Source organism: Myroides sp. A21 (genome assembly GCF_000807225.1).
Taxonomy (GTDB): Bacteria; Bacteroidota; Bacteroidia; order Flavobacteriales; family Flavobacteriaceae; genus Flavobacterium; species Flavobacterium odoratimimum.
Map to the genome: position 1 here is coordinate 241,371 of NZ_CP010327.1, position 16,625 is coordinate 257,995.

The 16,625-nt window shown below is 32.7% G+C and carries 9 protein-coding genes; 2 read left to right on the forward strand and 7 right to left on the reverse strand.

Annotated elements, in window-relative coordinates:
- Positions 1 to 21: 21 nt before the first annotated feature.
- From MYRA21_RS01120 to MYRA21_RS01150, 6 genes are all read right to left on the reverse strand, one after another.
- Entirely contained in the window at positions 22 to 5,163 is a 5,142-nt protein-coding gene (locus tag MYRA21_RS01120) for a hypothetical protein (RefSeq protein ID WP_039328352.1), read from the reverse strand.
- A gap of 655 nt (positions 5,164 to 5,818) precedes the next feature.
- The gene (locus tag MYRA21_RS01125) at positions 5,819 to 6,826 is read right to left on the reverse strand and encodes an AraC family transcriptional regulator (RefSeq protein ID WP_230486172.1); all 1,008 of its coding nucleotides are present in this window, start codon (positions 6,824 to 6,826) and stop codon (positions 5,819 to 5,821) included.
- A 138-nt stretch (positions 6,827 to 6,964) separates the two neighbouring features.
- Positions 6,965 to 7,933, reverse strand: coding sequence for a helix-turn-helix domain-containing protein (locus tag MYRA21_RS01130; protein WP_006264349.1), 969 nt, complete (start codon positions 7,931 to 7,933; stop codon positions 6,965 to 6,967).
- A gap of 860 nt (positions 7,934 to 8,793) precedes the next feature.
- Positions 8,794 to 11,166: a M48 family metallopeptidase gene (locus tag MYRA21_RS01140; RefSeq protein ID WP_235280021.1), complete on the reverse strand. Its 2,373-nt coding sequence runs from the start codon at positions 11,164 to 11,166 to the stop codon at positions 8,794 to 8,796.
- Between the two features lie 112 nt (positions 11,167 to 11,278).
- On the reverse strand, positions 11,279 to 12,106 hold the full coding sequence (locus MYRA21_RS01145; protein ID WP_006258695.1) for a 1-acyl-sn-glycerol-3-phosphate acyltransferase: 828 nt from the start codon (positions 12,104 to 12,106) through the stop codon (positions 11,279 to 11,281).
- Between the two features lie 159 nt (positions 12,107 to 12,265).
- Positions 12,266 to 12,907 (reverse strand): CoA pyrophosphatase, encoded by a 642-nt coding sequence (locus tag MYRA21_RS01150; RefSeq protein WP_039328357.1) that lies wholly within the window; start codon positions 12,905 to 12,907, stop codon positions 12,266 to 12,268.
- A gap of 51 nt (positions 12,908 to 12,958) precedes the next feature.
- Between MYRA21_RS01150 and MYRA21_RS01155 the strand changes: the two genes are divergently transcribed.
- On the forward strand, positions 12,959 to 13,402 hold the full coding sequence (locus MYRA21_RS01155; protein ID WP_006258697.1) for a DUF4268 domain-containing protein: 444 nt from the start codon (positions 12,959 to 12,961) through the stop codon (positions 13,400 to 13,402).
- Positions 13,403 to 13,436: 34 nt separating this feature from the next.
- Positions 13,437 to 15,314: a hypothetical protein gene (locus tag MYRA21_RS01160; RefSeq protein ID WP_016648869.1), complete on the forward strand. Its 1,878-nt coding sequence runs from the start codon at positions 13,437 to 13,439 to the stop codon at positions 15,312 to 15,314.
- Between the two features lie 40 nt (positions 15,315 to 15,354).
- Here the strand turns inward: MYRA21_RS01160 and MYRA21_RS01165 are convergent, their stop codons facing one another.
- Positions 15,355 to 16,548, reverse strand: a complete 1,194-nt coding sequence (locus MYRA21_RS01165) for a GlmU family protein (protein ID WP_006258699.1) — start codon at positions 16,546 to 16,548, stop codon at positions 15,355 to 15,357.
- Positions 16,549 to 16,625: the final 77 nt, after the last annotated feature.

Consider the following 16,625-nt stretch of genomic DNA (forward strand, 5'->3'; position numbering starts at 1 on the left):
ATTTCTAATTAAGTAAGGTGATTAAAATTTGTTAACGATTTGCCATTGAGTACCATCAGATACTAGGTCCCATCCAGAGTAAGGTAAGCCTGTTTCTAGCTTTTTACCACTTTCTACTCCTGCTACGTTTCCTTCAATAACTACATAACCGTCTTCATTCTTGTCAAGTTTTTTAATAGTGTATTTTTTTCCTCTATTTTCTTCACTTGCAGTTGGCAGAGTAATAACTATCCCATCTGTTGTAGCTGCATTAGCATCTACTAGGATTATAGCATCTTCTGCTACTAAAGATGTTGCCGAAGTAACCGTTTTAACAGCATTTGCAACATCTACTTTCCAGATAGTTTCATTTGGTTTAGCTACATCTACTCGACTAGAAACAGTTGTATTTGTACCATTTTCTAAAACAACTGTCTTTTGAGTGTTTTGAACCTGCGTCTCTAAATCTTGGTAGATTACATCTCCATTTTTATCAGCAATACCAACTCTAGGAGCATCTGATGTACTTGTTCCAGCATCTAATTTACCTGCTGTTATTGCTTTATCAGCAATACCTAAAGTCACATCTTTTAATAGAGAACTAGCTACTGAAGTATCAGTTCCTTCAACACCACCAGCTGTTACCGTAATTCCTACTCCTTTTAATGTCTTTGCTTCTAAATTACCTGCTTCAACAGCGTCTTCAATTAAGTTCTTAGCAGAAGTTTGTTTTAATACACCTTCTTTATCAGCGATAACTAGATTGTTACCAGCAGTTACTGGCTTCTCAACATTAGCTAATCCCTCTATAGCCAAAACATTTTTATCTGTAGTTGTAATACTAGTTTTAGGCTCTGTTAAAGCACCTCCTAATTTGAACTCACTATTACCGTCTTTATCATTTACTACAGTAATACCATTCTTTGCTGTTACAGTTCCTGACACAAATTCTTTAGGATCTACCCATTCTGTAACTTTATGAGTTTCTTTCTTATCTGTACCGTCAGCATTTTTACCAACAACTATTTCTTTTGTTTTTGTAACTAACACTTGACCATCTTTCTCTCCACCTAGAACTTCGATAACAGTTCCATCTAAAAGAGCTTTTTCTCCACCAAATACTGAGATAGAACCTGAAGTAAGAGCTTTACCTTGTGTTTTTGCTATATTTTCAACATTAACAGACGCTACACCATCTTTAAATAAAATAGTTGGATCTACTTCTGCTTGTTTAGTAACACCAGCTGTAGTACCATTCGCATCAGCAATCTGAATCACATAATCTTTACCTCCAGTTGTATTAGTTGAACCTTCTACAATACTAATTGGAGCATTTCCTGTGAAAGTATCTTTATTATTTAAAGTTGATTGATCAATCCACTGTACTTGACCATCAGCTCCAGTAACTAATACTTTAGATTTTCCAGCTGATTCCATATCTTCAGGCTTAATCGTACCATCTAATATCTCGTCAGACGTTACAGCACCTGTAGCAATATGATCTGCAGTTATTTTATCTTTTCCTATGTTTAATTTTACATCAGCTAATAATGAATTATCTGCTAAAACAGTAGTTGATGTACTATCAGTACCTATCACAATAACTCCATCTGTAGTTAAAGCTTTTGCTTCTAAATTACCTGCTTCAACAGCGTCTTCAATTAAGTTCTTAGCAGAAGTTTGTTTTAACACACCATTAGCATCAGCAATAACTAGATTGTTACCAGCAGTTACTGGTTTATCAATATTAGCTAATCCCTCTATTGCTAAAACATTTTTATCTGTAGTTGTAATACTAGTTTTAGGCTCTGTTAAAGTACCACCTAAACCTAATTTAATAGTTCCATCATCACCAGTAATCTTTTGAATACCATTAGTAACTTCTACACCTACCTTATCAGCATTTACCCATTTAGTGATATATACTCCTTTACCATTCTCATCAACTACAGGTTGTCCGTTAGCATCAAGTTCTGGTGTAGACACTAATACTTGTCCTTCAGATGTACCTCCTTTAATCTCAAGATTAGTATCTTTTAATAAAGAATTCTCTCCTCCTTTAACGATAATAGATTGAGAAGTTAAGTCCTTAGCTTCAAGTTTACCATCTGTGATAACATCCTCAATCAAGTTCTTAGCAGAAGTTTGTTTTAACACACCATTAGCATCAGCAATAACTAGATTGTTCTCTAATACTTTTCCTTTCTCTACTAAATCCATATTAGCGATAGCTAATGTGTTCTCTTTAGTATCGATAACAGTTGCTTCTGTTAAGTAACCTCCTAATTTAAACTCACTACTACCATCTGTTGCGTTATTTACAACTGTAATACCATTCTTAGCATTTACAGTACCTGACACAAATTCTTTAGGATCTACCCATTCAGTAACTTTATGAGTTTCTTTCTTATCTGTACCGTCAGCATTTTTACCAACAACTATTTCTTTTGTTTTTGTAATTAACACTTGACCATCTTTCTCTCCACCTAGAACTTCGATAACAGTTCCATCTAAAAGAGCTTTTTCTCCACCAAATACTGAGATAGAACCTGAAGTAAGAGCTTTACCTTTAAGAGTCTCACCTGAGATTTCTTTATAAGCAACTCCTCCTTTACCATCAGCTACAGGGATTTGTCCTTCTGCTACAGGATTAGTAGTTCCATTTTCTGAAGTAAAAGAAGTCATCTTATCCGCTGATACAGACTTTTCACCTAACTTCTCGTTAGTAACTGCTTTATCGTCTAATTTCTCAGTAGAGATTCCTTTATTTGCTACTTGGATATTAGCATCTGCTAATAATGCTTTAACTCCAGTTGTTTTAGCAATAAATTCAAGACCACCTGATACCACTAAATCACCACTAGTACCTTCTACTGTAGTAATTTTTTCTAATAACTTCTCTATCGCTCCTTGAACATTTGTTGCTCCTAACTGAGTTGAATTGTCATTATATACAATACCACCAGCATTCGCATCAATCTCACCAACTACATCACCCTTTGAGTTTTTGAACTCATACACATTCTTTGTGGTATTTAAAGCAACAGATACTTCTTTTGGATCAATAGTTACTCCTGTCTCACCTGTTAATGGTAGACCATCTGCACCTATTTGTTTCTCATTATAATAAGTATAAGTACCATCTACGTTTTTTACTAATGTAGTAACAGTCTCATTTTCTTTAACAATAGTGCTAAACTTAGAGTTGTCTACATTAACCCATTCTTTCTTATCCTCATTCCATTCTTGGAATATAACATCCCCAGTAGACTGATCATAAACAATCTTAGTAAACCCACCTTTTGTTTCAGTTACATATTTAATATATTCATCAACATTAGTGAATGCACGTCCATCAACTGTTACAGGTTGTTTAACAATAGTTTCAAATTGCTTAACTACACTTGATGGAATATCAATAATAGTTTCTGTTCCATTCTCACTTGTGTAAGTATAGGTACCATTATTATTGTTTTTTAGCGTAGTTACAGTTTCGTTCTTCTCAACAAAATCTTTTAAATACTCCTCTACTGTAGTATATGTATTTCCATTAACTGTAATCGGTCCTCCATTGATAATTTTATCAAACTGGTTAATTACAGATTGTGGAACATCAATAGTAACATCTTTACCATTACCATTAGTAAATGTATAAGTACCATTAGTGTTATCTATTAATCCTGCTTTATTAACTGTTCCTAATACAGTACCATCTTTTGATACTACTGAGAAACTTCCGTTATTATTATCTTTAATAGACACATCTGCACCAGATCCTAAAGATTTCACGATTTCATCGATAGCACTTTGTACATCTTTAGAACTCAATCCTGAATCAGTATTATCATACCCTATAGCTTTAGCATTGGTATCAATAGTAGTAATCACTTCACCTTTACCATCTTTGAATGTATAAACACCATTCTGTGTTTCAACAGTTGTTTTATTGCTATCAAATGATACTGTCTTCCCTTTCTCATCAGTATACTCTAAAGTACCATCTCCTTTATCTAACAATGTAGTCAAAGTCTCATTACCTTTAACGATAGTACTAAACTTAGAGTTATCTACATTCAAATATTTTTGAGTAGTTTCATCCCATTCTTGGAATATAACATCCCCTGTAGACTGATCATAAACAATTTTAGTAAATCCACCTTTAGACTCTGTTAAATAAGTAATATAATCATTCACTGTTTTGAATGTGCGCCCATCAACAGTAACAGGTCCTTTATTTACTATCTCTTCTAAGTTATTTACAACACCACCAACAACGTCAATAGCATAGATTCCTTTTGGTAAATTAGCTGCATCTACTGTAGTTGGCACTACACCTTTATTAGCTACTAGATACTCTTCAGAAACGTAATATTGCTTTTTATTTACAGTGATAATAGCAGTCTTACTTTCATTAGCAGTAATAACTTGATTAATAGAAACCTCTTTTCTTTCTCCTTCTTTAGTTACATAAGTAAGCTTATCACCTTCATAATAAACATTACCACCTACATAAGTTCCATCTAAATAATTAGTGATATGATCTTGAACAGTTTTATTATTGATAATATCACCAAACTTATTGATAACTGTCTCTTTTACTTTAATGCGAATACCTTCACCAATGATTTTGCCATTGCGATCTACAGCATTCTCATTGTAATAAATATAGTCTCCAGTAACTTCATCATACACGATAGAAGTCAATTTATCTTTTATCTCTTGTTTTACAACTTTGTCACCATCTTTAGTGAACGTATAAAACTTATCACCTTCATAGATAACATTACCTTCTGTATTCTTAACGATGTTCTTGATGATAGTTTGTACTTTATCACCATCCATATTCACAATATCTTGGAAATTATTCACTACTATCTGAGGTATATCTTTATCCGCTGTTAAACGCACCCACTTATTGATATCCCAATAGTAGTACCCTGGAGTAATATCTTTCTTCTCAGAAATTTTTGTAGCATAAACCATCAAGCTTTGAACATTACCATTTGTGATAGTTGTTCTGTCAGTAGCACTAGTTAATGCAACATTAGGAATCAATAAACCCCTATTACTTGACTCGATTAATAATTCTGCAGATTTATTAGGTGTTGCTGTACCAATACCTACTTGGGCATTAGTAGCAAAAGTTCCTAATAAAAGTGCAACAGGAAGTAATCTTTTTTTCATAACAATAATGATTAATATCTTATTTTAAAAAAATGCTACTGAAGAAAGTTCTAGTCAAATGAATCTTAGATCAAGTAGTCTTTTATAATTAAATTATTAACAATGCCTAGTTTTGTTTTTATTAGCATCATTTTACACGCATACACCTTAATTCTATACGCGCATTATTTATGCTACAAATTTCTCTTAAAAGGAGAGATAAAATGTTCCAAAACATTAGCTCGAAAGACGTACCAACAAAATGAAACATGAAACAAAAAACCATTAACACCACGCTAACAGACACTTACAAAAACAATAAGTATTTCTCATTAAAAAAAAGGCAAACACCTGAAAGAAATAAAAAACAGTCTCAAAAACACACTTTTGAAACAGCAAAAATCGTTTTTTGAATCACAAATACTACAATAAAAAAAGTAAATCTTACAACTAGAGTCCCCTCTCATATTTACCAAAAAAGAACACAGATACCACTGATATTTTTATGATATCGTGGCAGTATTTCAACACTCTTAACGCACAAAATAGAAAGTAAAATATCATTATATAAAACAAAACAGATCTGCTTAAAACAAAAAAAAGTCACAACATTGGCGAAACGTTGTGACTTTTTTGTAGCGATTGATTCTACACTGGCTATGTAAAATCGAGGTAATTAATTATTGTTGTTTGTCGTTCTGACTTGTTGATTCTCAATATACTCTGAAGGAGATACTCCTACATATTTTTTAAATGCTCTAAAGAAAGATGTTCTTGAGTTAAAACCACATTCTTCTCCTAATTCACTAACAGAAACATTGTATTCTCTAGCTTTCAATGTCTCTTTAGCATATTCTACTCGCAACTCATTGATATAAGTATTGAAATTCTTACCGTATTCAGTAGAGAAGAACTGTGACAGATGATGTCTCTGTATACGTGTTAATTTCTCTACTAAATCCAATGAACAGTTTGTTTTTAAAAACAATTGATCTTTAAGAATTACTTTTTCTATTTTCTCTTTATACTCATCTACAAATTCGTTTGCAAACTTAGATTTCTCATACTTGTTTAGCTCTACATCAACTATATCTCCAGACTTCTCCTCTTCCCTTTGGTTAATATAAACCTCATCGCTTTTCAATTTTTCTACATAATAGAAAAAAATAGTCATTGCTAAACACAGCACCCCTAGATATAATACATTACCATCATTATTAGGAATTGCATTGTACAATACTAATCCTATTGAAACAATTCCCACAAAAACCATAATCCAAATAACACGCAATACTAATAAGCGTACAGAATTAGATATATTTAACTTACTGACTGCTAAATAACCAAAAATGGCATAAAGAATTAGCTGACTTCCTAATACTACATAATTAACTAAATAGTAGTAAATCAAAAACTCCACATCAACACTTCCCAAATTAAATAAAGTAATGATATATCCAATAAAAAAAAGAACACCTGGTACAAAGTGAATATAGTCATCTTTAAAAAATACTATCGCACTTTTACCTGTATCAGCATTTTCTTTAACCTCTTTTACAAACGTTTTAAAACAACAGTAAAAATATGGTGCATAAAATATTCCAAACGGCATCCCTAAATAAACAAATGTTTCTTCTTCAAAAAAGAATCGCACTAGAATAGTTACTGTACAATGAAGAATCATAAATAGTAAAAACCAATTTAAAATTCTCTGAGAACTTCTTTTACTAATTAATCTATTATTTATAAAGTAAGATATACATGCGAAAACGATTGCTGCTGATAAAATAAGTATGTATAAATATTCTTCCATAACTTATCCTTACGCTACCAAACTTCTATAACCTGATGGTGTCTGGCCAACGAAATATTTAAAATATTTATTAAAAGTTGACTTACTACTGAATCCACACTCATCTACTATCGCCTCAATAGTCAAGTTCTGTTTCTTTTCTATTAAAAATTTCGCATGGTTAATTCTATACTTTGCTAACAACTGATAGAAACTAGTATTCATATCGTGATTGATAACTTCTGACACTTGATGTTTACTCATCTCAACTTCTTTAGCTAAATGATCTAAAGAGAAATTAGTATCCAAATATTCTTCTGAGTTTTCGAAGTATTGAATAATACTTTCTACTTGACCACTCATTTCTGTCTCTAATACATCAGTAACAACAACATTCAACACAGGAGCTTCTATAATCTTATTTGTTACCTCCTTAGTTTCATTATCAACAGTTTCTTCTGAACGACTAACAATCAAAGTAAGTGTCGAAAACAAAATAGCAAAGAAATCTATTCCACCAAATAAGAAAGAACTTGTTACTCCATAGCTCTTATCAAATAAATCCATTAGGAAATAGAAAAAACAAATTACAGTACCAGCAACAGCATAAAAACTAAAAAAGCTAATAAAGTTAAATGCCTTATAACTTAAGTTCTTTGCGTGTACTGAGTTTATATTTTTACAAATAGCAAATAGATATCCTACCAAAAAAAGTAGGTTAACAATCTCATATAGCATTGTCATTTCACTAAAAGCTAATAATAGTACTCCTAAAGTACCTACAAAATGTAATTGTAATTTATTAAAGATATTGACCTCTGTACGGTCATATTTTATCATAACGTATATGATAGGTAGGATGAAGTATCCAAACGTAATATTAATATTAATTAGCGATAATAAAAACTGCAAAGCCACTAATACAATAGTTAGCTGCACTATCTTTTCGAAGATAGCTTTATCACTTTTTGCGTTATAAGGATTACTCAAAAATTTCATGCGTTAGGTGGTGTTAATGCAATGCTTTGGAAGCTGCCCTCAACGCACAAGATCATACGCCACATATTGATACAATATGTGGTACATGCCTAGATAAGTGGGGACTTAAATATAAATATTCGCATATTCATATTTTTCTCTAAAGCAGTGCAAATTTATTACTTATTTCTTACTTAAAAACATTTTTTAACAATGCAAGATCAGTTTTGTGAAAATCATATATATAAACTTAAAATGACGAACAAAAAACAACCATTACACAATAAATTATTAAACTTTATTCACCATTCATGTTTAAGTAAAGAAAATAATAAACCAAATTACCCTTATTTTGTAAATATTACTAAAAATATTATCGCAAAATCCGATTATTAGGTAATTCAAGCTCCTATTTTTGTTACATGATATATATCATACTTTATTTTTTAGATATATTATATACCTTATAAGTATACTTTACACAAAAATGAATGGTTAACTTCTGTAAATAAGACAACAAGACATCTAAAAAGTCACATATTTAAAAACATGAAACAAGAATATTTCGCATACAGTCACACAGCACAATACACACAAACATAAACAACTATCATTAATCAATATTTTTTAACCTAAAAAACAAACTTACCATCATAAAAACAACCAAAAGAAAGTAAAAAACACAATAGTCATAAAAAACATATTCTTTTTAAAATACTTCATTTATGCTTCCTTTTAACCTATTTCTTCACATTTAATGAAACAAAAAAACAGCCATATATAGCTATATTAACTATACATGACTGTTCATGTTTCATTTTATTAGAACATCGTACTGATACGTCGTTTTAACTTATTTAGTACCTTACTAGGTACCTTTCTTAGTTTACTGTTTTAATTTTTTCCACCCAAGTATTCCATAATTGTTGAGCGACCTTGTCTAAATCAGGGTGTTTCCCTCCACCATAGACTTCATAATCATTAGAAGTCTCTTCATCATCTTCATAGAAGTAATAATAAGTATAAACTTCTTTTGCCCAAATCTTTTTTGAGATTAACCCTAATAGCTTCCTTACTTTCTCTTCGCGTTCATCTATATTAAAACGAATAGTATAATTTCCTTCTTTAAAATAAAAATCTAATGATGTATCATAAATAACCTCCTTAGTATTTTCTCTTAAATTCCTAGGACATACTTTTAAATGGTATTCTTCACTTACCCAATATTCAGCAGGTGTCTCTTGTCCCTGTTGTACATAATCAACGATATCAGCCAAATACTTAATATTCGCTGTATGGTCCATTAAAGAATAATTCTGTGTAACATTAACCTCTACTTGTGCCAAATGCCATAATCGATTAACAGCTTCACGTTCCTCACTAGGTAACTTGTATTCTTGAGGAATTTCATCTACTGTACTCTGATAGCGCCCATGTCCATCAAAAGCATCGACTATCATATCAAAATACCTACTTGCATTATTTCTATCATTTAACCCATGATAAGACCAAGCTAAACTAAACCAATAATTAACCTTCGCTACCTCATCTACTAAATCAAAATACATAGGGTTACTGAAGAACTCTTCTGTTAATTCAATAGTTTTATAAAAATCGTGCTTCTTATATCTCACATAAGTAAAGAAGTCTGCTGCCATATAGATCATCTCTGATACAATGTCCTCATCCTCTATTTCTTTTTGTTCAAATCGCTCTTTTAAGCTGTAATAAAATAACTCTGCCTCTTCATATTGATCAGCATTAATATGATTCTTTAAAATACGTCCTTGAACAGACATCCACTCACTGCTAAACTCATCGTGATACGTTAATAGTTCTTGAGAGAAATACTCAACTTCTCTAAACTCTTCTAATGTTTCTGCTAAAAACAAACCATTGTCTAAGTTCTCTATAAATGGAGACAACTCATACCCTTTGCGATGAAGGGTTAAGGCATATCTACAGTCATCAGTCTCATAAGTATCTTCCTTTAATTTAGATACATTTCTGATCGCTATTCCCAGGTTATTACACAGCATCGCATAGCCATGACTATTATTATTCACCTTTGGGCCTTCTCCTCTATCAAAATAAGCATCAAGTTGAGGGATGACTAATCCTCCTATTTCTTTTGCCTGTTCATAGTACTTTAATGCCCTTTCATTATCTTCTCCTTTTAGTTCTCCAGCTTTTTCTAGAAAACGAGTCATCAAGTTGTACCCATAAAAACTATCACATCGAATAGGATAATCCACTATTGACACACCAAATTTCTCTGCTAATTCATAATAAGTAAAAAATAGAGAACTAGTCACTTCCTTTACCACTGAATAATACTTACCTAAAGTTTCGAAAGCCTTCTTTGAATTTTTTTCTACTACGAGATAGTAACGTATTTTCATACGAAGTACTATTTCATTCTCAGGGTTAGTTTTTAACTCTTCCTCTATTATATCAGCGAACCTCATTCCATATTCACGTGTATTCTTCGCTCCGAATTCTTCAGGATAATCAATACCGATATGATATAATAAAGAGATTAGATTCCAATACCCCTCTAATTTTCCTGCTTTATACAGTTCCTCTATTTCTTTTCCAAAATTGACACTATACTCATTTCCATGAAAGATATAGAAAGAGTTTAATAACTCATAAGCCTCATTATACTCTCCTCTTTCTAAAAATAATCGTCCTCCTTGATAAGTAGCGTAATAATGATCAGGGAAGTGATCATAAGCTAATTTATAAAAAGATACTGCTGTACTATAATCTTCTAACTCACGATATAGATAAGCTATCATATAATAAGTCTCTCCGAACTCTTTATCTTGCAGACTATAATCGTCTTTTACTAATGATATTTCGATTAACTTATCATGTAGTACTTCAATTGATTTCTCTTTAAGTTCTAATTTTGTCTCATAGATCCAAGACAACCAATCAAAAGCACTAAACACAGCTTTTTTATCAGTAGGTAGTCGCTCAATAATCTCTTGCGCTGTAGACATCATCACAGACACATCGTCGTAATAGGGGCCATTATAGATGCGTATCTTCCAGAAAAGAGCTTCTTTATTTAAAGCATCTTCCCTTAAGATTTCTTCTATAATAGACAATATTTGTTCGGATACCTCCTGATTCTTATGATATAATTCTATTTTTTGCTCTTCATTGGCATTAGACAAATCATCTCCCATCACCAACTGATCATATAATTCTTTTATTTCGTCTAAGCGTTTATCTTTTTGCTCCATAAAGCACATCTTTCCTTTTTTGTATAAATAAACGATAAAGATAATACTTTAACCTATTCCCTAAAAAGACGCCTAAACATTTTACCCTAAACCCTAAACAAAAAAAGACGAACTATCGTTCGTCTTTTTTATAATATCTATAAGTTCTTTTTTCATTTAATGCCTTCTCCTCTTCTATAAATTCTTCTGGAATCACTTTTAAGAAAGAAGGGTGTTGCTCTATCGCCATCTCTACTTTTTCTACGATTTGCTCTATAGTATCATTCTCGTAGTCGATATCTAAAGGCTCTTTAATCACCATAGATTGAAGAATTCCTTTTTTCTTAAGGTGTAATCCTTTTTTATCAAAAGATCTTCTAAATCCATCGATAACAATAGGCACTACGATAGGCTTATAATTCTTAATAATATGAGCCGTTCCTTTTCTAATAGGTTTAAAAGACTTAGTCGTTCCCTGAGGGAAAGTGATTACCCATCCATCATCTAGAGCTACTTTAATATTCTCTACCTGATCTTGATTCACCTCTCTTTTCTCTTCTAACTCTTTTCCCTGGCTTCTCCACGTTCTATCTACTGTTACAGCCCCTACATAAGCTAATATACGCGGTAGCCATCCGGCCTTCATTGTTTCAGATGCAGCTACATAATACAGATTCAACTTTGGCTTCCAGATATAAAATATATTCTTGATAGAATCTTCACGTCCTTTAAGACTTGCATTAAATACATGGTACATTGCTACCACATCAGCAAAGTAAGTTTGGTGATTTGAAATAAATAATACATGCCTATCTGGCAATTGCCTAAGCACTTCAGAGCCTTCTATTTGTAAGCTATTAAAGCCACGGAAACGCTGATGCGTTGCAAATCCAAAAACCCTAATTATCCACTTCTTTAAAAATAAAATATGACCAAATGGATTTCTTTTAAACAATCCCATAATTCACACACATTGGTTCGAACTACAAAATTACAACTTTTACTCCTCTACTTTGTTAATTAAATGAAATAAGTCATACTTCTAAATACTAAATAGTATTAAATAAACACTAATATACTGAAAAACAGAATAGATAAAGAATCAATATTTTTTTATAACCTACTTATATACCTGCTTAATCGTCTCCTTTAACTCACTTAACATCATCGCCGTAGCTCCCCAAATCGTAAAATCATTGTATACATATGCTGGCACATCTATAAACTTAGCATAACTAGTTTGTAGCCCTACCTCTTTGACAATGCTGTCGTCTAACAGAGTCTTGAGTGGCATCTCTATCACACTAGCTACCTCATCTACACTTAATGTCATTTTAGGAGTATGGTCTATCACTCCTAAATAAGGTTGTACGATAAAATTACTAGGAGGAATATACACCCTCGTAAATGCCTTTAGCACTTGTATTTTACTAGGAGACACTCCTATTTCTTCATCCGTTTCTCTTAGCGCTGTCCTCTCTAATGACAAGTCTTCTTCCTCATACTTCCCTCCTGGGAATCCTATTTGTCCTGAATGCACTCCACCACAGCTAGCTCTTTCGATTAATAAGATAGAAGTATCCTCTCCTTTAGGGTATAAAAGCATCATCACAGCAGAATATCTCGGATCCTTCTTAATGAAATCATCTACAGCTAAGTAAGGGCGCCTTTCTTCAGGCACCATCAGTTGCTGTGCTTCTACTCCTAGTAGATTAACACTTTTAATTTCAGGTATTCTATGTAAAAGAGAATCAAAAGTCATATTTTTGTACACGTATAAATTACAACTACTAAAATTACAATTTTATTATCTATGTTTAGCAAAGAAGAAGCACAACGAATAAAAAAAGAATTCTGGATAACTTTTGCAGATGAATATCCTCGCAAATGGTTATTACACAATACTAAGATTAAAGATTTCTCTTTTAAATTCTACGCTGATAACAAAAAAGCACAAGTTTTATTAGACATAGAACACAAAGACGAAGAAAAAAGAAAAATCTATTTCGAAAAGATTGAATCTCTAAAAACAATCTTACTTGAAGAATATCTTCCTGAAGCTATTTTTGAAAGAAACTTCTACCTAGAAAACGGTAAATTAATCAGCCGTATTTGGATAGAACAACCTAATGTTTGTATCAATAACAGAAAAACCTGGAATGAGATCTATGATTTCTTTAATGATAAAATGAACCTTTTTGAATTATTTTTCTACGAACACGAAGATTATATAAGAGATTTAGAAATAAACACGTAATTTTAGCGTTATACATCTAAGTTTCTAAACAAGAATGCGTTATCTAAGCTTTTTTATTATCTTATTTACACTATGCTTTACAGCTAGTAATGCACAAGAAAAACAACCTTATCAGAAAGATTCTTTGTCTTATGTTAAGGTGCATTACTCTGAACATGAAGCACCTAAGTTAATAGAGAGAGACACCACTCGAATCTTTAAAAACTTCGAACAAAAAAGTAAAAAAACAAAAGTAGGACGTTTTTTCAACAAACTTGTTTATAAGAATAATAAGAAACTTATAGCGAATGCTCCCGAAATAAAAACAAACCAACACCTAGAATTAGGCGAAGGAAAAGTTATACGCAATATCTATATCAAGACATTAGACCCTTTTGGGTTTTCTGATACAGACTCTCTAAAGACACCTAAAAACAAAGTAGAGGAAATAGGAAATAAGCTCCACTTCAAAACAAAAAGCTTTACCATCAAGAACTTTCTAATCTTCAAAGAAGGAGAGCGTTTCGACTCTTTAAAGATTAAAGAAAGTGAGCGTCTTTTGCGTACCCAGAGCTTTGTGAGAAAAGTAACAATGTACCCTATTCCTACATCACATCCAGATTCTGTAGATGTCCTTATAAGAGAGTTAGACTCTTGGAGTATATACCCGACTGGCTCTATATCTACCTCATCATATAGAATTAAACTAAGAGACAGAAATTTCGCTGGTCTAGGACATGACGTGATTCTTCAGTATACGAATAGATACAAAGAAAAAAAACAAGGAGTATACTTCGATTATACGGTTAACAATATTCAGAATACCTTCATAAGAGCTAATCTATTATATAATAAACAAGTTTGGGGAGACTATGTAAAAGGTATTGTAGTAGACAGACCTTTTTACTCTCCTTATGCTAAATGGGCAGGAGGTGTGACCTTATCTCAGCATTTTAGAAGAGATTCTCTACCTGATATTAATAATAATTACAGTTACGAATCACGCAAGTATAATACAGTAGATACGTGGGCAGGATATTCTATTCCTTTGTTTAAAAGCTATAAGGACAAACCTGTTATTACCAATCTTAGAACCTCATTGCGATATATAAAACAAAATTACACAGAGAGCCCACAAGAGCAATATGATCCATATGGATTCTATAGAGACCAGAGTACCTATTTAGCCTCTGTTAGTTTAAGTTCCATCAACTACGTCCAAGATCAATACATTTTTAACTATAATATTATTGAGGACGTCCAAGTCGGTAAAGTATTCGCACTGACTGGAGGTATGAGAGATCAGTATGGCAAGCGAAGAGCCTACTATGGAGCTAAACTAGCAATGGGAGGATATACTAGACTTGGCTATTTCTCCGGCAATGTCGAATGGGGAAGTTACTTCTATGGCAGTGATTCAGAACAAGGGGCTTTACGATTAGAAGGAACCTATTTCACTAAGCTATTTATTATGGGTAACTGGCGTTTTAGACACTTCTTTACTCCTCAATTTATCTATGGATATAATCGTTATGATCACATCGGAGATGAACTTAGACTGGATAATGTAATCCAAGGAATACGTGCCCAGAAAGTAACAGGATCAAAACGTCTAGCCTTCGCTTACCAATGGCAGTCTTACGCACCTTATGAGTGGAAAGGATTCCGTTTTAACCCTTATTTCAGTTTCGAAGGTGCCTTTATTACGAATAAGAGCGAAAACTTATTTGATTCTAAATTCTATTCTAGATTCAGCATCGGACTTGTTGCTTATAATGATTATCTAGTTTTTAGTAAAGTAGCACTCTCTCTTGTTTTCTACCCTACTATGCCTGATACAGGGTCTAGTGTCATCAGAGCTAACTCTAGACAGTACAATATGAATCTACCAGACTTTAACTACGATAGGCCTCGTACCGTATCGTATTATTAATAAAAATCCCCAAAGCAGTTAGTCTACTTTGGGGATTATTTTATCTACTCTTAAGATATTGTTGAAATCTATAAATCTCTGTTTCTGCTGCTACATTATGCATGATTTCCTCATCTACAGGAGTTAATTCTACATGTCGTCTAGCCATCACTATTTTCATCGTTTCTAGAGCTTTCTCTACCTTATACGTTTCAGAAGACTCTCCTCCTCCCCAAGTAAAACTTGGTAAAAACGTCTTAGGGAACCCTCCTCCGAAGATACTACATCCCACCCCCACTACAGTTCCTGTATTGAACATAGTATTAATACCACTCTTACTGTGATCTCCCATCATTAAACCACAGAACTGCAAACCTGTATTTTCATACGATTGAGTCTCATAGCTCCATAATTTCACAGGACTATAGTTATTCTTTAGATTAGAGTTATTTGTATCTGCACCTAGATTACACCATTCACCTAGTACTGAGTTACCTAAGAATCCGTCATGCCCTTTATTAGAATATCCAAACATCACAGAGTTACTTACTTCTCCACCTACTCTACAGTGAGGTCCTACAGTAGTAGCTCCATAAATCTTAGTTGCTAATTTCACCTGTGCTTCTTCACATAGTGCAAATGGCCCTCTAATAACCGAACCTTCCATGATCTCAGCATTCTTACCGATATAGATAGGCCCTGTAGAAGCATTTAATGTTACAAATGCTAACTTAGCTCCTTCTTCTATAAATACATTCTCTGGAGCGATTACATTTACACTCTTCGGAATGTCTTCTGATATTCTATCTTCTGTAATTAAAGCAAAATCTGCACGAATAGCAGCGTCGTTCTTCTCGAATATATCCCATTTGTGCTCTATCTTCATCAATTCACTCTCACATACCAATAACTCATAGTCATCGAAGTTCACTTCCTCTTGAGAATCTTGAGTATAGAACGCCACTATATCTTCATTATAGATAACAGCCTGCATAGGCTGTAACTCCTTGATTAAGTCAGCCACCTCTTGATTAGGTAGATAAGCCGCATTAATCATGACATTATTCTCCACCTCTATCATTGGATATTTAGTAGATAAATATTCCTCTGTCAGAGTTGTAGTTGTATAACGCAGGTAATTTTCCCATTTTTCGCGGATAGTCAATATTCCTACACGAATATCTGCTACTGGTCTAGTAAACGTAAACGGCAATAAGGCTGTTCTTACGTCTCCATCGAATAAGATATAGTTCATAGTATATAATTCAAGATTTTAAAGGTTTAAAGTTAACGAATCTACAGTAAAAAACAGTGATAACGATCAATTAAATA